Annotated in this window: 17 protein-coding genes; 8 read left to right on the top strand and 9 right to left on the bottom strand. The window is 66.7% G+C overall.

What is annotated here, in order from left to right:
- Window positions 1–37 precede the first annotated feature (37 nt).
- On the top strand, window positions 38–892 hold the full coding sequence (locus GMOLON4_RS05110) for a siderophore-interacting protein (protein WP_265576774.1): 855 nt from the start codon (window positions 38–40) through the stop codon (window positions 890–892).
- A gap of 29 nt (window positions 893–921) precedes the next feature.
- Complete coding sequence (locus GMOLON4_RS05115; RefSeq protein WP_026935671.1) at window positions 922–2,148, top strand: MFS transporter; 1,227 nt, start codon at window positions 922–924, stop codon at window positions 2,146–2,148.
- On the opposite strand, the gene GMOLON4_RS05120 is transcribed toward GMOLON4_RS05115, so the two are convergent.
- From GMOLON4_RS05120 to proB, 4 genes are all read right to left on the bottom strand, one after another.
- Entirely contained in the window at window positions 2,117–5,137 is a 3,021-nt protein-coding gene (locus GMOLON4_RS05120) for a cytochrome P450 (protein WP_035731306.1), read from the bottom strand. The two genes, GMOLON4_RS05115 and GMOLON4_RS05120, sit on opposite strands and share 32 nt — an antisense overlap.
- Before the next feature lie 32 nt (window positions 5,138–5,169).
- Window positions 5,170–5,661 carry an HtaA domain-containing protein gene (locus GMOLON4_RS05125; protein WP_026935670.1) on the bottom strand — a complete coding sequence of 164 codons (492 nt, stop codon included), beginning with the start codon at window positions 5,659–5,661 and terminating at the stop codon, window positions 5,170–5,172.
- Between the two features lie 97 nt (window positions 5,662–5,758).
- Window positions 5,759–7,060: a glutamate-5-semialdehyde dehydrogenase gene (locus GMOLON4_RS05130; RefSeq protein ID WP_026935669.1), complete on the bottom strand. Its 1,302-nt coding sequence runs from the start codon at window positions 7,058–7,060 to the stop codon at window positions 5,759–5,761.
- Window positions 7,061–7,121: 61 nt separating this feature from the next.
- Window positions 7,122–8,297, bottom strand: a complete 1,176-nt coding sequence (proB, locus tag GMOLON4_RS05135) for a glutamate 5-kinase (protein WP_026935668.1) — start codon at window positions 8,295–8,297, stop codon at window positions 7,122–7,124.
- Window positions 8,298–8,365: 68 nt separating this feature from the next.
- Between proB and GMOLON4_RS05140 the strand changes: the two genes are divergently transcribed.
- Both GMOLON4_RS05140 and GMOLON4_RS05145 read left to right on the top strand, forming a co-directional pair.
- Window positions 8,366–8,704 carry a thiamine-binding protein gene (locus tag GMOLON4_RS05140; protein WP_026935667.1) on the top strand — a complete coding sequence of 113 codons (339 nt, stop codon included), beginning with the start codon at window positions 8,366–8,368 and terminating at the stop codon, window positions 8,702–8,704.
- Between the two features lie 39 nt (window positions 8,705–8,743).
- The gene (locus GMOLON4_RS05145) at window positions 8,744–9,226 is read left to right on the top strand and encodes an SRPBCC family protein (RefSeq protein ID WP_051265858.1); all 483 of its coding nucleotides are present in this window, start codon (window positions 8,744–8,746) and stop codon (window positions 9,224–9,226) included.
- Here GMOLON4_RS05145 and GMOLON4_RS05150 read toward each other — a convergent pair.
- Entirely contained in the window at window positions 9,186–10,478 is a 1,293-nt protein-coding gene (locus GMOLON4_RS05150; protein ID WP_051265855.1) for a glycosyltransferase, read from the bottom strand. The genes GMOLON4_RS05145 and GMOLON4_RS05150 overlap by 41 nt on opposite strands.
- Before the next feature lie 127 nt (window positions 10,479–10,605).
- A complete protein-coding gene (locus tag GMOLON4_RS05155; RefSeq protein WP_106486691.1) occupies window positions 10,606–11,595 on the bottom strand; it encodes a DMT family transporter in 990 nt (329 codons plus the stop codon).
- A 53-nt stretch (window positions 11,596–11,648) separates the two neighbouring features.
- Here GMOLON4_RS05155 and def point away from each other — a divergent pair, with 53 nt between their 5' ends.
- On the top strand, window positions 11,649–12,221 hold the full coding sequence (gene def / locus GMOLON4_RS05160; RefSeq protein WP_026935666.1) for a peptide deformylase: 573 nt from the start codon (window positions 11,649–11,651) through the stop codon (window positions 12,219–12,221).
- Window positions 12,222–12,273: 52 nt separating this feature from the next.
- Window positions 12,274–13,149: a hypothetical protein gene (locus GMOLON4_RS05165; RefSeq protein ID WP_026935665.1), complete on the top strand. Its 876-nt coding sequence runs from the start codon at window positions 12,274–12,276 to the stop codon at window positions 13,147–13,149.
- 12 nt (window positions 13,150–13,161) lie between these two features.
- Here GMOLON4_RS05165 and GMOLON4_RS05170 read toward each other — a convergent pair whose 3' ends face one another.
- Window positions 13,162–13,458, bottom strand: coding sequence for an antibiotic biosynthesis monooxygenase family protein (locus GMOLON4_RS05170; protein ID WP_026935664.1), 297 nt, complete (start codon window positions 13,456–13,458; stop codon window positions 13,162–13,164).
- A gap of 134 nt (window positions 13,459–13,592) precedes the next feature.
- Here GMOLON4_RS05170 and GMOLON4_RS05175 point away from each other — a divergent pair, with 134 nt between their 5' ends.
- Window positions 13,593–15,017, top strand: a complete 1,425-nt coding sequence (locus tag GMOLON4_RS05175) for a hypothetical protein (RefSeq protein ID WP_026935663.1) — start codon at window positions 13,593–13,595, stop codon at window positions 15,015–15,017.
- 43 nt (window positions 15,018–15,060) lie between these two features.
- Here GMOLON4_RS05175 and GMOLON4_RS05180 read toward each other — a convergent pair whose 3' ends face one another.
- Together GMOLON4_RS05180 and GMOLON4_RS05185 are read right to left on the bottom strand one after the other, a co-directional pair.
- A complete protein-coding gene (locus tag GMOLON4_RS05180; RefSeq protein WP_026935662.1) occupies window positions 15,061–16,050 on the bottom strand; it encodes an LLM class flavin-dependent oxidoreductase in 990 nt (329 codons plus the stop codon).
- A 25-nt stretch (window positions 16,051–16,075) separates the two neighbouring features.
- A complete protein-coding gene (locus GMOLON4_RS05185) occupies window positions 16,076–17,065 on the bottom strand; it encodes an LLM class flavin-dependent oxidoreductase (RefSeq protein ID WP_026935661.1) in 990 nt (329 codons plus the stop codon).
- 151 nt (window positions 17,066–17,216) lie between these two features.
- Between GMOLON4_RS05185 and GMOLON4_RS05190 the strand changes: the two genes are divergently transcribed.
- Window positions 17,217–18,155 carry a DUF368 domain-containing protein gene (locus GMOLON4_RS05190; RefSeq protein WP_035731302.1) on the top strand — a complete coding sequence of 313 codons (939 nt, stop codon included), beginning with the start codon at window positions 17,217–17,219 and terminating at the stop codon, window positions 18,153–18,155.
- Window positions 18,156–18,165 lie beyond the last annotated feature (10 nt).

Here is an 18,165-nt window from a genome sequence, read left to right on the forward strand (position 1 = left end):
GTAGGCTGGTGAGATTGCCCCCGAAGCGAGGAAACCAGTGAATCAACGACCAGTGAATCAACGACCAGCACGCAAGCCGAAGCCGCAGACGATCCTCGAGGTGCTCCGCCGCGAACAGCTCACGCCCCACATGGTGCGCTTGTACCTCGGCGGCGAGAACTTCGCGAAGTTCCAGGCCAACGAATTCACCGACCCATATATCAAGCTCTACTTCGTCAACCCGGCGCTGGGGCTCGAGCCGCCCTACGACGTCGCCGCGCTGCGCGAGACGCTCGCGCCCGAAGATCTCCCCGTCACGCGCACGTACACCGTGCGGAAGGTCGACGCGGCCGAGGGCTCGATCGCCGTCGACTTCGTGATTCACGGCGAGGCGGGGCTTGCCGCACCCTGGGCCGCGAACGTCCAACCCGGCGAGCAAGTGGTGTTTGCTGGCCCCGGCGGTGGCTACGCGCCGGATGCGTCGGTCGACTGGCACCTTCTGGCCGGCGACGAATCGGCGCTGCCGGCCATCGCATCCGCCCTGGAGGTGATGCCCGGAGACGCGACTGGCGTCGCGATCATCGAGGTGGGCAGCGAGGCGGACGAGCAACCGATCGACACGCCCGCCGGCGTCGAGGTTCGCTGGGTGTACCGCGGCGAGGCAGAGCCGGGCACCTCGGATGTGCTGGTCGAGGCGGTGCGGGGCCTGGAGTGGCGAGACGGCCGCGTGCAGGTCTTCGCACACGGGGAACGCGAGGCGATCAAGCAGTTGCGCGACGTGTTCTTCAAGGAGCGCGGACTCGAGCGAGGCCAGGTCTCGATCTCTGGCTACTGGGCATACGGCAGCACCGAAGACAAGTTCCAGGCCGAGAAACGCGAACCGATCGGCCAGATTCTGCCGCCCACGGCATAGGATCCCTGCAGACACGAAAGAGAGACTCTATGGGTTCCGCCATTTGGAGCGCGTTGGCGGGATACAAGATCCTCCCAAAGATTGCCGGATGGCCGCAGATGCTGCTCGCGCTCTTTGCGCGCATCCCTGCGGCCATGGTGCCGCTCGGGACGATGGCGGCGATCTCGGCATCGACCGGATCGATTGCGACCGGTGGCCTCGCCACCGGGTTCGTCTCGCTCGCGACGGCGATCTTCTCGCCCCTGATCGGGCAATGGGTCGATCGCTTTGGCCAGCGACCCGTGCTCTCGATCATCGCGCCCATCAACGCAGTCGCGCTCGTGGGACTGTTCCTCGCGGCCCTCACCGCGCTAGGCGGTCCCGCGCTGTTCGCGCTGTGCGCGCTCGTGGGCGCCACGATGATCCCGATCGGCTCGTTCACGCGTGCACGCTGGAGCATGATCGCCGAGCATCCGCGCGACCTCTCGACCGCCTTCTCCTACGAGTCGACCGTCGACGAGCTCGTCTTCGTCCTCGGGCCCGCCTTCGTGGGAATTGCCGCTGCCGCAGCGGCGCCAGCCGCGCCGCTCGGCGTTGCCTCGGCGGTCGTGCTCCTCGCGGTAATCCCTTTCGCGCTGACCTCCCCCAAGCGCGTGCCCGCGCAGGTCTCGGTCGATGGCACGGCGGTCGGGCAGGATGCGCGCCCAAGCATCCTCACGACCCTCACCAAGGTCGCCCCGGCGCTCATCATCATGGCCTCGATCGGCACCTTTTTCGGGACGAGCCAGGCTGCGATTACCCAGCGCGCGACCGAGTTCGGCAACCCGGACGCCGCGGGCCTCGTCTACGCGCTCATGGGTGTCGGCTCGGCCGCGATGGCGCTGCTCGCCGTGGCGATTCCGGAGTCGGTCGGGCTGCCGGTTCGCGTGGTGATCGGCGGCGCGGGCATGGCGGTCTTCACGTTCCTCACGCTCGTCCAGGACAATCTCGCCTTGACCGGCGTGATGCTGCTCGTGAGCGGCCTCTTCCTCGGCCCCACGCTCGTGACGGCGTTCTCGGCCGCGGAGAAGCTCGCGCCGCGGGGCGGCATGTCGGTCGCGATGACCTCGCTGCAGGCCGCGATGACCGTTGGCGTGTCGATCGGATCGTCGATCGGCGGGGCCCTCGCACAGTCGTACGGGGACCCCGCCGCCTACTGGTTCGCGACCGCGATACCGCTCGTCGTCGTCCTGGTCGGAATCGCGCTTACGCGGAACCGACGAGCGACGAGCGCGTAGCGAGCAGCGCATCCGCCCAGCCCATGGCCAGCGCCGGGGCGAGGTCGCTGCCGCCTGCGTCATGGCGGCCGTATTCCCCGACGCGCTGCGCGCCGCGCGTACGGAGTGCCTCGTCGAGGATCTCGCTGCCGCGCGAATACGTGGTGTGGTAGCTGCGGTCGCCGAGCCCGAACACCGCGTACGTAAGGTCCGTCAGGTCGGGGCGCTCCGTCTCGAGCTGCTCGTGGAACGGGCGCACAGTGGTCGGCAGTTCGCCATCGCCGTAGGTCGAGCAGACGACCATGAGGAGGCGGTCGCGCTCGAGCTCGTCTGGGGTCAAGGATGCGAAGTCGACGACCCGCACGTCGTGACGGTTGGCGAGGTGGCCCGCGAGCTCCTCCGCGACGAGTTCGGCGTTGCCGGACTCGGTGCCGAACGCGATCGTGATGGGCTCGCCCTGCTCGCCAGCCTGCGCGACTTCCGAGCCGGATGCGTTCCGGTCCCGCGGGAGGCTTAGCGCCGACCCCGCGATGAGGCGAAGCTCGCGCTCATCCGTGATCTTGCCGCGGACGCGGCCCGGCTTTGCCTGGCGCGCCTCGTGTGCGTCGATGAGCAGCCAACCGTCATACGTCGTCGCCTTGGCGAGCGCGTGGCCGAGCGCCTTGCGGCCGGGCTTGCGTGCGGAACTACTGTCGGCCTCGTTCGTGAGATCCGCCACGATGACCTCGGCGAGCTCGCGCGAGTCGGTGCGCTGCGACGGGATCGTGCCGCGGGGGCCGCGTCGCGCCCAGCCGGCGACGTAGAGGCCGGGCTCGACCCGACCGGTCTCGCGGGCCTCGTCGCTGAGCGATACGAGCTCCTGCCCCGCCGCCGCGCGGAAGCCGATGGCGGTCACGATGCTGCTTGCCACGACCCGCTCGCGGCAGGTGCCGTCGCAGTGCGCGATCTCAAGTCCGGTCACGGAATCCATGCCCTCGACGCGGGCCGGTGAGTAGCCAAACCACCATTCGACGGTGACGCGCGGCTCGGCGGGCTGGTCGCGGCGAATCAGTTCAAGGATGAGCTCGGAGCGTACGTCGCCCGTGTCGGCTAGCGACTGCTCACTCACGCCGTGCACGACGTGGGCCACGCCCTCGAGCTCCGCAATTTCGCGCAGCATGACGGGGTCGAACTTCGCGAGAGCAGGAAGCGAGCGACCGATGGCGTGGATGACCTCGGTCTCGCCGAAGAGCGCCTCGCGGGCCTCATCGTCGATGTCGGAGCCCTCGAGCGCGGCCGCGTCGGCTGTCGCTAGACGAATCACGTCCATGGCCACGTTGCCGTGGCCGACGAGCGCGATGCTCCGGCCGAGGCTCTGGATTTCGCGGTCTTCGTGCACGTGTGCGTTCAGCAGGCGCGTGATGCGTCCGGCACCGACGACTCCCGCCAGGTCTCCCCCTGGAACGTCGAGTCGCGCATCCGCGTGCAGCCCGCCGGCGAGCACGACCGCGTCGAAGGCGCCGCGAAGCGAGTCGAGGCTGATGTCGCCCGAGTGGTCGCCCTTGGCGTCACCGATCTCGATGTTGCCGAGGAACTGCACGCCGTCTTTCTCGAACAGGCGGGCGAACTGGCTGGCCACATCCTTGGTGCCCTGGTGGTCGGCCGCGACGCCGTGCCGGACGAGTCCGTACGGGGTGGCGAGGCGGTCGATGACGTTGATCTCGGCGTCGGGCAGCTGGCGGCGCAGTGCCTGAGCGGTGTAGCAGCCAGACGGTCCCGAGCCAACGATCGCGATGCGCGCGGGGCCGTCGGCCGCGGGGTGCTGCGGTTCCTCGGGAGTCCAGAGCACCGGCATCTTTGACATGCCGCGGAAGACCCAGCCGCTTGCCTCGGCCGGGTTCGCCGGGTCGAGCTGGAGATCCGGCAGCCGGTCGAACAGGCGCGGCAGCGCGGTGCCGGCAACCTCTGCGCGAGCAACCCAGGCGCCCAGGCACACGTGCACGCCCTTCCCGAATGCGAGGTGTGTGCCTTCGCCGGAGCGCGTGACGTCGAAGCGTGCGGGATCCTGCCACTGGTTTTCGTCGCGGTTTGCGGCGAGCAGCGAGATACCGAGCTTCGCGCCCTCGGGCAGGTGCACGCCTTGCAGGACGACGTCTCGCTTCGTCTGGCGCGAGTACATTCCGATCGGCGCGACCCAACGGATAGCCTCGTCGAACGCGTTGTCCCACGTCGCCTCACCCGCGCGGATCAACTCGAGCTGCTCGGGATTCTGCAGCAGGCCCCAGGCCGCAACACCGATCGCGTCGCGCGGCTCGTTCAGCCCGCCGCCGATCGTCATCTTCACGTTCGCGCGTATCGACTCGATCGACATCTGGTAGTCGGGCAGGCGCAGCAGCGCCGAGAGCAGGCTGTCGTCCGGGTGCTCACGGTGCCACTCGATCATCTCGTCGAGGGCCGCGTCCACCTCGTTGTACGAGGCCTCGCCCTTGGCCCACACCACGGGGTCGTCCGCGTAGTTACCAGTCGCGGCGATCATCGTCGTCGACCAGCGCTGCAAGTCCTCCGGCGTCGCGTTGTGCAGGCCAATTACCGCGCGCAGGTTCTCGGCGACGAGGGGGGAGGCGAAGTCCCATACGAGGTCGGCGCCGGGGCCCTTTTCGATGAACTCGTCGAGGTAGCGCTCGGTGTTGCGCTCGAAGATCGGCGTCCAGGTGCGCTTCACGATGCCAGGGCGCAGCACCGGCTGCCACGCGCGGCGCTCGATGTAGTGCTCCGGGTCGTCCTTACGCAGCATCGAGTGCCCCATCGCCCGGATCATGAGCGAGCCCTCCTCGTTTGCCGAGAAGGTTTCCTGGTCGAGCTCGGTGTCGTGCACCGCATCGTAGGAGGTGACGAGGTAGCGGTTAATCGCCGGGACCCAGTGCACGCCGCCCTCGGCGCGCAGGCGCTCGAAGATCGGGAACGGGTCGGCGTAAAGCTCGGGGATCGTCACCCAGTCAGCGACGGGTGCGGGGCGGCCTGCAGTAGTCATGAGATCTCCTTTGATCACAAAAATCGGTGACGTTAGTTCGCGGCGAGGAACCAGATTGGTTCAAACTCGGCGCCGGCGGGATAGTTTTCGAAGAAGAGGTCCGAGCCGTCTTCGGTGAGTCGCGGCGCCGGGTAGCGCAGCGCATCCCCCGACTGTTCGCGGGCCGAGAGCTCGACGAGCGTGAGCCGCCCCTCAGGCATGAGGGAATCGGCGATCGAGAGGCTCGCGTGCTTGCCGTCGTCGATCAGCCGGATGCCGCCGATCGCGACGGCGAGCATCCCGCGGTGACCGGTGAACTGCACCGTCCCCGCGAACGTCGCGACGCGGCCCTCGTCGCCGTCGTGCGCATCCTGCAGCGGGAAAAAGAAGGCACCGTCCGGCAGCCGCTCGGCGCCGTCGAGCACGGTGATCTCACCGTCACTCATTGACTCGACGTAAGTCGAGAAGGTGGATTTCACAGCCCAGCAGAGTCCCGCCCGCTGGATCGGGGCGGGCAGCTGCGTCGCTGCCATTTGCGTGGTCATGAGCACTCCCTCGTAACTCGTATTGAGTCAAGGATGCGCCGCACCATTCCACGATGCAAATGGTTTTTCTGGGGCTAATTCCCCAAGATAACTGGGTTTACGGGCGGACCTGACCGTGGCCGTTCACGATCCACTTGGTGGTCGTCAGCTCCGCGAGACCCATCGGCCCTCGAGCGTGGAGTTTCTGCGTCGAGATGCCGAGTTCGGCTCCTAGGCCGAACATGCCACCGTCGGTGAACCGCGAGGACGCGTTGACCATGATTGCCGCGGCGTCGATCTCGTCGACGAACTGCTCGCTCGCGGCAAGCGACTCGGTGAGGATGACCTCGGTGTGGCCCGACGAGTAGGTGCGGATGTGCTCAATCGCCTCGTCGATCGAGGAGACTACCTTCACAGCGAGGTCGAGCGAGAGGTACTCCGTCTCCCAGTCGGTCTCGGTGGCGGATGCGATGCCAGCGCCGCCGGGGACGAGGTTGCGCGTGCGGTCATCGGCGTGCAAGTTCACGCTCGCCTCGGTGAGCGCGGCGTACGCGCGCGGGATGAACTCCTCAGCGACGTCCTCGTGCACCAGCAGCGTCTCGGCCGCGTTGCAGACGCCGACGCGCTGCGTCTTCGCGTTCATGACGATCGGCAGCGCCTTGTCGAGATCCGCCGAGGCGTCGACGTAGATGTGCACGTTGCCGGTGCCGGTCTCAATCACCGGCACGAGCGACTCGAGCACGACAGTCTGGATGAGCGCAGCACCACCGCGCGGCACGAGCACGTCCACAAGTCCGCGGGCGCGCATCAGCGCAACGCCGCCCTCGCGCCCGTACTCGTCGACGGTTTGCACGAGCTCGCGGGGCAGCCCCTGTGCCTCGAGGGTGTCCCCGATGATCTGCACGAGCTTGCGGTTCGACTCGAGCGCCGCCGAGCCACCGCGCAGGATGACCGCGTTGCCCGACTTCAGCGCGAGCGCCGCGGCGTCGACCGTGACGTTCGGCCGCGCCTCGTAAATCATGCCGACGACGCCCATCGGCACGCGCACCTGCTTGAGCTTGAGGCCGTTTTCGAGCGTCGAACCGCGGACGATCTCGCCGACCGGGTCCGGCAGGCCCGCGACCTCGCGCAGTGCGGATGCGATGCTCGCGACGCGCTCGGTCGTGAGCTCTAGCCGGTCGAGTAGTCCCGGCGTCAGGCCGCGTTCGCGACCGCGCTCCATGTCGAGCGTGTTTGCCGCGACGATCTCCTCAGCGCTTCCCACGAGCGCATCCGCGATCGCGTTCAGCAGGTCATTCTTAATGCCGCTCGTCGCGTTCTGCAGCGCGCGGGATGCGACCTTCGCACGTTTCGCAATCTCACGCACCTCGGCTTCGAGGGCGGGGTCGAGCGTGGCGTCGGCAGCAGTCTGGTTCGTCATGCCCCGAGTCTACTCGGGGCGTCTGCTTGCGCGCAGCCTCGCGGGCGACAACTCGCGGCCGCTAGTCCGCAATCGGCAGGCCGCCGCCGGTCACCACATCCGTGACCGTGTTGCGCACGAGGATGAGGTCGTCGCGGTGCACGATCGCGCGACCGTAGTCGTCGCCGAGCTCCTCGACCATGTCCTGCGTCGACCGTCCCAGCATCTGCGGCAGTTCTACCGAGTCGTAGCCGATCAGACCGTGGGCGACGAGCTCGCCGTCCTCCCCCACGATCTCGACGGGGTCGCCAGCGGCGAAGTCGCCACGCACCTCGCGGATGCCGGCGGCGAGGAGCGATGCCCCACGGTCGCGAAGAGCCCGCACGGCGCCCGGGTCGACGACCAGGCGACCGGTCATCTGCGCGGCGTGCTCGAGCCACACCTTGCGTCGCGCGCGGCGCTCGCTTGTCGCCGTGAACCAGGTGCCCACATCTTCTCCCTGGAGAGCCTGGGCGACGTCCTGCGCGCGAGTCAGCACGACCGGGATGCCCGTGACGGTCGCCATCTCGGCCGACTGCAGCTTCGTGATCATACCGCCGGTGCCGAACGAGGTGCCACGCCCGGTCACTTCAACCTCGGCGACCTCGGCCATGTCGTTCACAGTCGGGATGCGCTTCGCACCCGGCTGCTTCGGCGGCGCGTCGTAGAGACCATCGACGTCGGTCAGCAGCACGAGCGCATCCGCACCGACGAGCTGCGCGACGAGCGCCGCGAGTCGGTCGTTGTCGCCAAACCGGAGTTCGCTCGTCGCGAGGGCATCGTTCTCGTTCACGATCGGCACCGCGCCAAGGTCGAGGAGGCGCTCGAAGACCTGCACCGCGTGGCGATACCGCGAGCGGCGCACCGTGTCGCCCGCGGTCATGAGGATCTGCCCAACCTGGATGTCGTACGCGGCGAACGCGTCGGTATAGGTAGCCATGAGTGCTGACTGGCCTACAGCGGCAGCCGCCTGAGCGGAGGCGACATCACTCGGCCGATTCTCGAAGCCGAGCGGCATGAAGCCGGCCGCGATCGAGCCGGACGAAACCAAGACGATTTGCTTGCCCTTAAGTGCCTCCTCGGCCAGCACATCCACGAGCTTTCGAAGCGCCGGGATATTGAGTCGCCCATCCGGTCGGGTCAGCGATGAAGAGCCGATTTTCACGACGATTCGCTGCGCCAGCGGAAGCTGTTCTCGAGAGGAGATGGTGGGCGTCATGGGTTCTATTCTGCCGTGCCATCGTGTCTCGCCGCGAAGTTGCATCTTCGGACGGGCACACTAGAGGCATGATTGCTGCGTTTTCGATTGCACCGTCCGGCCCCGCCTCCGACCCGAGCGTCACCGCGGACGAGCCGGGCTCGTACCACAAGGCTGTTGCCGCCGCGCTCGAGGTGGTGCGCGCATCCGGCCTGCCGAACCAGACCGACGCGATGTTCACCACCATCGAGGGTGAGTGGGACGAGGTCATGGATGTGGTCAAGCGGGCGACCGAGGAGATCGGTCGCTACGGCTCACGAGTGTCGCTCGTGTTGAAGGCCGACATTCGGCCGGGACACTCCGGGGAGATTACTGGGAAAGTCGAGCGAGTCGAGGAAGAGCTTCGCCGTCGGCATTCCGGGAACTAGAATTAGGGGAGCATCCCTCCCCTTCTCCTTGGACTTCTCATGCGCGCGATCGAATCGACCGTTGAGATTGAACGGCCCGCTGCAGAGGTATTCGCATTCGTCAGCGATCAGCTGAACGCGCCCCGATGGCAGCAGGGGCTCGAGAGCGTGAAGCGGCTCACCCCAGGTCCTATCCGCGTCGGGAGCGAGCACGAATTCGTCCGCCAGTTCGGCGGGCGAACAGTTCGGGATCGCAACCGTTTTGTCGAGTACGTGCCGGGTGAGTATGTCCGATTCACGATGGGCAACGGTTCGATTTCGGGCGAAGCGTCCTACCGGGTGATTCCCACGGGTCCAGCACGTTGCCGGGTCGAGGCGACGCTGCGCTTCGACAAGCTCGGCTGGATGCGTCCCCTCGCGCCGATCCTTCGGCGCATCCTCGTCCGAGACACGCACCGCGACGATCTCACCCTAAAGCGTCTCCTCGAGGGCGGGCAGGGCGCTACTTCGGGTCGCGACGAACCGTCGGGATCGAGCCGGTAACGGCCTCCACGACGTTGTCGAGCGAGTCGTCCTGCTCGTTCCAGGAGTCGCGCGCGACGTCATCGCTCGATTCGCCGCGGTAGAGGCGCTCAAAGAGGTCCATCGTCGTGTCGATGTCGTGGGCCTGCACCATTCGCAGGCCCGTACGACCGAGCTCGTCGCGCTGTTCCGGCGTCATCTCAAGCACACGTTCAAGCTGTGCCCGGGCATCCTCGACATCGCCGGGCTGGAACAAGTAGCCGTTCTCGCCGTGGTGCACGAGGTGCGGCAGCGCCATCGCGTTCGCCGCGACGACCGGCAGGCCGGAGGCCATGGCCTCCATCGTCGCGATCGACTGCAGCTCGGCGATCGACGCGATCGCGAACACCGTCGAGTCCGAGTAAATGCGCCGCAGCTCCTCGTCCGTCACGTACCCGTGGAAGGTCGTGCGGCCGTCGACGCCGAGTTCCCGGCTGAGCCGCTCGAGGTTCTGTTTCTGGTCTCCCCCGCCGACAATGTCGAGCTGTGCCCCGAACTCGACCGGGAGCTTCGCGAACGCCTTGAGGAGCACGTCGATCTGCTTCTCGCCCGTGACGCGGCCCACGAACAGGATGCGCGGTGGTTTCTTCGCGCCAAACTTCGGGGTGTAGTCGCTCGCGCGGATGCCGCAGGAGATTGCGAGGACGCGGTCGAGGTTGCCGTTACGCTCGAGGAAGTCGGCGGCGCGACGCGTGGGCGTCGTGAGCGACGCGGTCGCATCGAAGGTCTTGTGGGCATCTCGCCACCAGATCTTGGAGCCGACGGCCTGGAGCGACTTCGGCAGCAGCGTGTGCTCGAGGATGTTCTCGAGCATCAGGTGGTTCGTGCCGATGATGCGGATCCCCCGCGGCGCTCCCTCGATCACGGCGGCGCGGCCAATGACGACGGCCGACTGGTAGTGGATCACGTCGGGCTTCACTTCGTCGAGCACGCGACGCACGTGTGCCCGGGCGCGCCACGGCTTCACGTAGCGCAGCCAGTCGTGCGGCCACCAGCGGTCCGACGGCAGCCGGTGCACGGTGATCGGGTGGCCGTCATAGACCTCGCGCCAGGTTCCGTGGCGACGGGATGCGGCGGGAGCGACGACGTGGACGTCATGCCCGCGACCGGCCATTTCACTCGCAAGATTGACGGTGAACTTCGCCGCACCGTTGACGTTGGGCGGGAACGTGTCCGCCGCGATCAAGAGGCGCAGGGGCTGTTCGTTCGAGTGCGGGTGAGGTTGGTCTGACAAAATCTCGATTTCCTCGGTTGGGACTGTGTCGGAGCGTGACGTGTCTCGCCGACGCCCCTAGCCTAGTTGCCTCGCCGCGTTCTGTTGGCGGAACATCCCGCAAACCGTGGTGGGGTTTTCCCCCAAACTATTGTTCTCGCGTCTCGATTTGGTTCGTCGAGACCCCGAGCGCGTGTCGTCGTGCGGCCCGGATTTCCTCATCGGTTTGGCTGCTCTCGAGGAGAAAGACGCCGCACACGGCAAGCGCGCCAAAAAGGATGAACAGGAGGTACGTGATTGCCGTCGCGCCGGCCACCTCGCCGAGGACGACGATACCGATCGTCACCGCGACGATCGGATCGACGACGGTGAGCCCGGCGATCACCATTTCGGTCGTGCCCGTGGCATACGCGGTTTGCACGAAGTATCCGCCGACGAGCAGTGTGAGCAGCAGCCCCGCCGCGCACAGCACCGTGTACGTGTCGATGCCGTCGGTCTGCAGCCGCGCCAGAATCACCTTCGCGAAGGTCGCGACGAACCCGTACAGCACACCGCCCGCGATGATGTAAAACAGGTTCCTGCCCCTGCGGTGCCGCAGGATCACGAACGCAATCCCGGTGAGTGCGACGGCGATGACCGCGATGACGAGCACCGTGATCACCTGCCGTTCGGTGACGCGCGCATCCGTCACCACGGTCGCCGCGACCAATACGAACCCCGCGATCCCGAGCACGCTCATCAGCACGGCGATAATCTTTCGCTTGCTCAGGCGATGCCTCGTCTGCCGTGCCGTGATCAGGGTCGTCACGATGAGTGACACGACACCGATTGGCTGCACGACAACAAGGGGCGCGAACATCAGCGCGCCGAGCTGGCACACGATCGCAATGCCGATGAGGAGCGTGCCAAAGACCCAGCTCGGCCGCCGCAGCAGCCGCCAAAACTGCCGCATCCCGAGCCCGCCCGAACTGTCGGAGCCGATGCCCGCATCCACCTTTGACACCCCGCGGTGCTGGAGCATCGCCGATACCGACATGAGCACGGCCCCGAGGATCGCGATCGGAATTCCGATCATCTGATAGGGCGTGAGCCCGACCGTCAGCTGCGCCTCAAGCGTGTTCAAGTTCGGAAAATCCACACAGCGGAGTCTACGGACGAAAGCGTCACGCCCGCTCCCGATACGCTTGGCGCATGACAATTCTGCCGATTCGCATCTATGGCGAACCCGTATTGCACGAAGTTGCCGAACCCGTTGGCGAGATCACCGAAGAGATCCGCACGCTCGTGAGCGACATGTACGAAACGATGGACCTCGCGCCCGGTGTCGGCCTCGCGGGACCCCAGGTCGGCGTGAACAAACGGCTGTTTACGTACTCGTGGGAAGACGAAGACGGCACGAAACTTCGCGGCGTGGCGATCGACCCGGAGCTGTGGATCTCCCCCGCCGAGCCGGAATCGCTCGAGGAGCTCGACTACGACGAGGAAGAGGGCTGCCTCTCGGTGCCAGGCGAGCGGTACACGCTTCGTCGCGCCGAACACGCGCTCCTGCGCGCCCGCGATATCGACGGGAAGCCGTACGAGCTGGAGGCATCGGGCTGGTTTGCACGCATCCTGCAGCACGAATTTGACCATCTCAACGGCATTCTCTACGTCGACCGGCTCGGTTTGACCAGCTGGAAGCAGGCGTTCAAGGTGATGAAGAAGAAGGGCTGGAATACGCCTGGCCAGAGCTGGCTGCCCGGCGTCGACAACCTCGAAGGCTAATCGCCGGTGCGCCGGTTGCCTGCCTACCAGTCGATCATGGGACGCTAGAGACGTGAACGAACAGACTGCCCCCGCCAACGCGACCTCGACGCGCACCCTCACCGCGCGCGGCCTCGTGTGGCGCGGCAGCTACGAGCACTTCGAGGCGCTCGCGACCGAGGCGGAGCTGTGGATGCAGCAGGACTGGGACTCGGCGCGCACGATTCACGAGGAGCGCCTGGCGGATGAGCTCGCGCAGTACCCCGTGACGCCTGGCGAGGTGGATGACCGGCGACAGTTCTCGAACATGCTCAATCGCGAGGATGCGAAGAACTGGGCGCGGCTGCGTTGGGAACTCGACGGTCCGCAGGACAAGGTGCGGGTGCAGGCGAGGGAGAGCCGCGACACCGAGCTCACGCTCACTGGTACCGCCGAGGAAGTCGCGCACTCGCTGCGAGACTCCGGGGCGATCCCGGTGAGCATCGACCTGCGCGGTCGCCTCGACGTGACCAAGCGCATCCTGATCGAATTTGATGAGGCGACCGGCTGCTCGCTGCAGGTGACCTCGGGCGACCGCGACTGGCGCAATCGGGCCTTCGAGGCGCTCGAGAAGCAGATGCGCGTCTCGCAGCCCGGCTGGCGATGGCTGTCGGGCCCGGTGGGCATCCTGCTGCGCCTGCTCGTGACGCTCCTCATTTTGCTTGCGCTGATTCCGGTGACCCGGGCGCTGCTGCCCGAGGTAGTCCACAGCGCGGTGGCGTACTACCTCGGGCTCGGTCTCATCATCGGCGCGCTCGTGTTCTTCTTCTTCGAGTGGCTCGCCCCGCGATTCTTGGTTACCGACAATGGCCGAACGCGCGTGCGGGTGACGGTGGCTTCGGTCTCCGCGGCGCTCATCATCGGCTTCCTCGGCGGCCTCGTGGTGAGCTTCATGCCCCTCTGGGCGTAGGGCAGCCGGAGGCTAGAGCTCGACGACCTCGAACTCGAGGAGGTCGGCGCCAGTTGCGACCGGCTTGCGCCCCGCCTGGTCACCGTGTGCCGCTGCTGCGCGGCCGTCGCGCCAGCGCTCGAAGTCCTCTCGGGTGGCCCACGTGGTCACCACGAAGTAACGCGACTCGCCCGCCGTCGGGCGCAGCAGCTGGAAACCCTCGAACCCCGGCTCTTGATCAACTGCCTGCTTGCGCGCCGCGAAGCGTGCCTCGAGCTCGGGACCCTGGCCTTCGGGGACGGAGATTGCGTTGATGACTACGACTGACATGTTCTCTGCCGTTCTTTCTGTATGGGTTGGGACAACCCCGCCATGCTATTCCTGACCCGCTGAGAGCCGGCCGGTCCGAAGAACTTCACCTCGTCGTTCATCTCCCGTTAATCGGGTGTGCCAGCGTGCCGAGGATGACTCGTCCGCTGTGGAAGGAACTCCTCGACCACCCGACGCAGGCGTTCGATCCGCAATCCGCGGGCCTGACGCTGATCGCGGGTGGTGGGGATGCTGCGCAGCGCTATGCTGTCCGTCGCTGGCTTGGCATTCGGGCGGGCGACAGTGCGGATGTGCAGGCAGCGATCGCGGTCATTCTCGCGGAGTCGTTCGGGGACCGGCGCGCGCTGGATGTGCTTGCTGAGGCGAGTCCAGAGCCGTACCCGGACCAGCTCTCCCGCTTCGACGGCTCCCTTGGTCCGGCGAGCCTGGTTGCCGAAGTGTTTGGGCCGCGCATCCTGGATGGTCTGCGCGCATACCTCGAGGACGAGGGCGACCTCCCGTTCGATCTGCTCGCGGCGGCGGGTCGGTTTCAGCTCGACGACAATGGTGAGATCTACCTTCCGATTCGCGGGGTCGCAATCAACCGCACATCCGGAACGCCAAGTGCGGGACTCGGGATGAGCTTCGCCGATCGCGCACTCGAGGTCGCGGCCCTCGCGACGCCCGATCGACGCCGTGTGCAACACACTGTGCTCGCGAGCTGGGGCATGGATCTCCCCGAGGGCGAGGCCCCAATGGAGGACTCCCGTCCGGGCTTCGCTCCGACCCGCTGGATCGCGACGAGCCACCTCGTTGCCGCCGTCAGTTCATGGCGCATTGCCGACCGGCTGATCTCGCTCGCGATGGAAGACGAGTACTGGCGCACGCCGACCACGGATGCGCGGGCATTCGTCGAGGCCCTGGCTGTTTCGCACGGCGATGCCGCGATGAATGCGCTACAGACCATCATCCTGTCAGACGTATCCGCATCGCAGGCCGCGCTCGCCGCGATGGAGCAGCGAACGGACCGCATCGAGGCGAACGCCGCCGACGCACGCACAGAAATCCGCGCGACGGCTGCCTCGCTCGTGGATGCCGGGCTCGTCCGGAAGCTACCGGACCTAGACTTCCTCGAGTCGCTCGTTTCTCACGTTGCGGTGCAGCGAGACAGGCGCGGGGATCTCGCCCAGCTCCTGCTCATTGCTGACGGGAGCGCCGCGCCACTGTGTCTCGTTGGGGAATTCGAGCCGCCCTATATCGATGCGGTGCGGGTAGCGACCGAACTCAGCGGGCAGCCGATTGGCTTCGACAATGCCTTCCTCGAGCCCGCGGAGGATCCAGACCACTGGTTCTTGCGCTTCAACCGCGCGGGCAACGCCGTCACGCGCAAGTTCGAGGCAACTTGCAACATGCTGCCCGTGGAACTACTTGAGTCGTTTCTTGTCGAAGCCACCGATCAGCTCGAGCGCAGCGACGGCCGACGCCTCATCCTGCTCGATCACGACGGTTTGGATGCGGTGGTCGGCTACGTCGATCCACCCGCGTGGGCAGCGTTCTCGGAGATCGCGCAAGGCCGTTGAGTGAATCGCGCAGCGATTTGTATCGAAACGACCTGGCCAACCCTCAGAACCAGACCTCCGCGAGCATCCTGAGCGACCGTTCGCGAAGCGCGGGATCGAACGCATACGTCGCGACGATGAGTTCGTCCGCGCCCGTCAACGCCACAAAGGCCTCGAGCTCGCGCTTGACCGTATCGCGCGAGCCGACCGCGCGATACCGCGCGTAGGCGCGATCCGCACCCTCCTCACGGCGCAGCTCTGCGGGGTCGACGGGCGGCTGGAGCCGACGGCGCTGCCCGCGCGCGTTGTCCATGACCCGCTGCATCGCCGTCGTGTACTGAAACTCCGCCTCGTCATCGGTCGGCGCAACGAACACGTTGATGCCGGCCATCACGCGCGGCGCGGTGAGGATCGCGGTCGGCGACTCCGTCGAGAAAGACCGTCTGTAGACGTCAATGATTTCGGGCGCATCCGCCGCGAGGAAGTGCGAGGCGAGCGAAAACGGCAGGCCGAGCTGCCCCGCGATCGAGGCACCGTTGACCGAAGAGCCGAGCACCCAGATCGGCACGTTGGTGCCTGCCGACATCGTCGAGAGGATCGGCTGGGAATGGGCCACACCATCCTCACCGAACCAACCCTGGAGGTCGTAGATGTTGGTGGCGAACTCCTGCGGCTCGCCCGAGGAGCGCGAGAGCGCCCGGGCGGTCATCGGGTCAGTTCCCGGCGCACGCCCGAGGCCGAGTTCGATCCGGTCACCGAAGCGCGTTGCGAGGGTGCCGTACTGCTCGGCCACCATGAGCGGCGAATGGTTCGGGAGCATCACTCCCCCGGACCCGACGCGGATCCGCTCGGTCTGCGACGCCGCCTCCGCCACGAGCAGCGCAGTCGCGCTCGACGCGACGCCCTCCGTGTTGTGGTGCTCCGCAAACCAGACGCGCTCGTAGCCAAGCGAGTCGGCGAGGCGGGCGGCCGACATGGATGCGTCGATCGCATCGCTAGGCATCTTGCCCTCCGAGATTGGTACGAGGTCGAGGATGCTCAGTGGGATCGCCATACAAGCGATCTTAGAACCTCACGCGCTAAAACCACAGGTCAGCGAGCAATTGCAGCGAGCGCTCGCGCACCTGCGGGTCGAACGCGTAGGTCACGGTGATGAGCTCATCCGCGCCGGTGCGGTCCACGAAGGCGTCGAGCTGCTTCCTGACCGTCTCAGGCGAACCGACCGCACTGACACGCAGCATTGGATGGTTCGGGACGACGCCCGGGGCGCTCGCGAGTTCCTTGGTCGGCGGCTGCAGCTTCTGCCGCTTCCCAGTCGCGATGCCCTGGAACATCTGCAGCACCGAGGTGAACTGGAGCTGCGCTTCCTCGTCGGTGTCGGCCACCATGACGTTGATGCCGGCCATGAGGCGCGGCTCTTCGAGTCGTGCGGTCGGCGACTCGGTTGTGAAGGCGTCGCGATAGACGGAGACGGCCTGGTCGATCTGGTCGGGCGCGAAGTGGCTCGCGAGCGAGAACGGCAGGCCGAGTTGGCCCGCGATCGACGCGCCATTCACCGTCGACCCGAGCACCCAGATCGGCACCTCGGTGCCCTGCGACACCGCCGAGGACACCGGAATCGTGTGCGCCTTTCCTTCGGGCCCAAACCAGCCCTGCAGGTCGTAAATGTTCCTCGCGAATTCTTGCGGCTCGCCAGAGGAACGCATCAGCGCGCGGGCGGTGAGCCCGTCGGTGCCGGGCGCACGCCCGAGCCCGAGGTCGATGCGGTCGCCGAAGATGTTGGCGAGCGTGCCGTACTGCTCGGCGACCATGAGCGGCGCGTGGTTGGGCAGCATCACGCCGCCCGAGCCGACCCGGATGCGCTCGGTCTGGGCGGCCGCACGCTCGATCAGCAGCGATGTTGCGCTCGAGGCGACGCCGTCCGTGTTGTGGTGCTCCGCAAACCAGACGCGCTCGTACCCGAGCGTGTCCGCGAGCCGCGCCGCGGACATCGCCGCCTCGATCGCATCCTTCGCCGTCGAACCTTCCGAGATTGATACCAGGTCAAGGATGCTGAGGGGTACGCGCACGGTCGCTCTTTCGTTTCGCAGGCAGGGTCTTCCTGAGACAACCGGGGAACGCGCGCCGATATTCCCGACAGGTGACGTGCATCCGGCTCGAAGGCGCGCCGATGGGCCGATACCCTAGTGGCTGGACGACCAGACCCCTCGAAAGGCGCCCATGCCCTCGCTCCCCTCACGTTTGCTGCGAGGCCTCATTGACCTCATTCGCGGTGCGCTCATCGGCATCGTCGAGATCATTCCAGGCGTGAGTGGCGGCACGATCGCGCTGATTGTCGGTGTGTACGAGCGCCTGATCGACTCTGCGAGTGAGCTCGTCCGTGGCATCGTGCACCTCGTGATCGACCCGCTTCGCGCCAGAGGGCATGCGAAGTCACGCGAACACTTCGGCCAGGTGGCCTGGCCGCTTCTTATCCCGCTCGGGATCGGCATGATTGCAGGGCTGATTGCGGCGGCTGCCGTCGTGGCACCGATTGTCGAGCACCACCCCGTGCAGTCGCGCGCATTCTTCGCGGGGATGATTCTGATCGCGCTCTGGGTGCCGGCTCGCATGGTGGGCGGCCGCTGGACGTGGCGGGAGTGGGCGCTGGCTGTCCCCAGCGCCGCCCTCGCGTTCTGGTTTACCGGCCTACCGACCGGCAATGTTGCCGAGCCGAGCGCACTGCTTGTCGCCCTATCCGGGGCGCTTGCCGTCTGCGCGTTGGCGATCCCGGGACTCTCCGGCTCGTTCATCCTGCTCGTCATGGGACTCTACGAATCCACGCTCGCTGCCGTGAACAGCCGCGACGTTGGCTATCTCGCCACGTTCATAGTCGGCATGGCGATCGGATTCGCGCTTTTCGTTCGCGTGTTGCAGTGGTTGTTGCGCCACCACCACCGCGTGTCGCTGGCGATCATGACGGGGCTCATGGCCGGCTCGATGCGCGCGCTCTGGCCTTGGCAGGACGAGAACGGGGATGCACTGGCACCCGGCAGCGACATCGACGTCACGGTGCTATGGTTCGCGATCGGCGTGATTGTGGTGGCGGCGACGCTCGTAGCCGAGTCTTGGCTCGTGCGTCGCCGCCTCGCGGGCGGGGTGGATGTGCTGGACGACTAGCTCGTGCCGG

The organism is Gulosibacter molinativorax (assembly GCF_003010915.2).
Taxonomy (GTDB): Bacteria; Actinomycetota; Actinomycetes; order Actinomycetales; family Microbacteriaceae; genus Gulosibacter; species Gulosibacter molinativorax.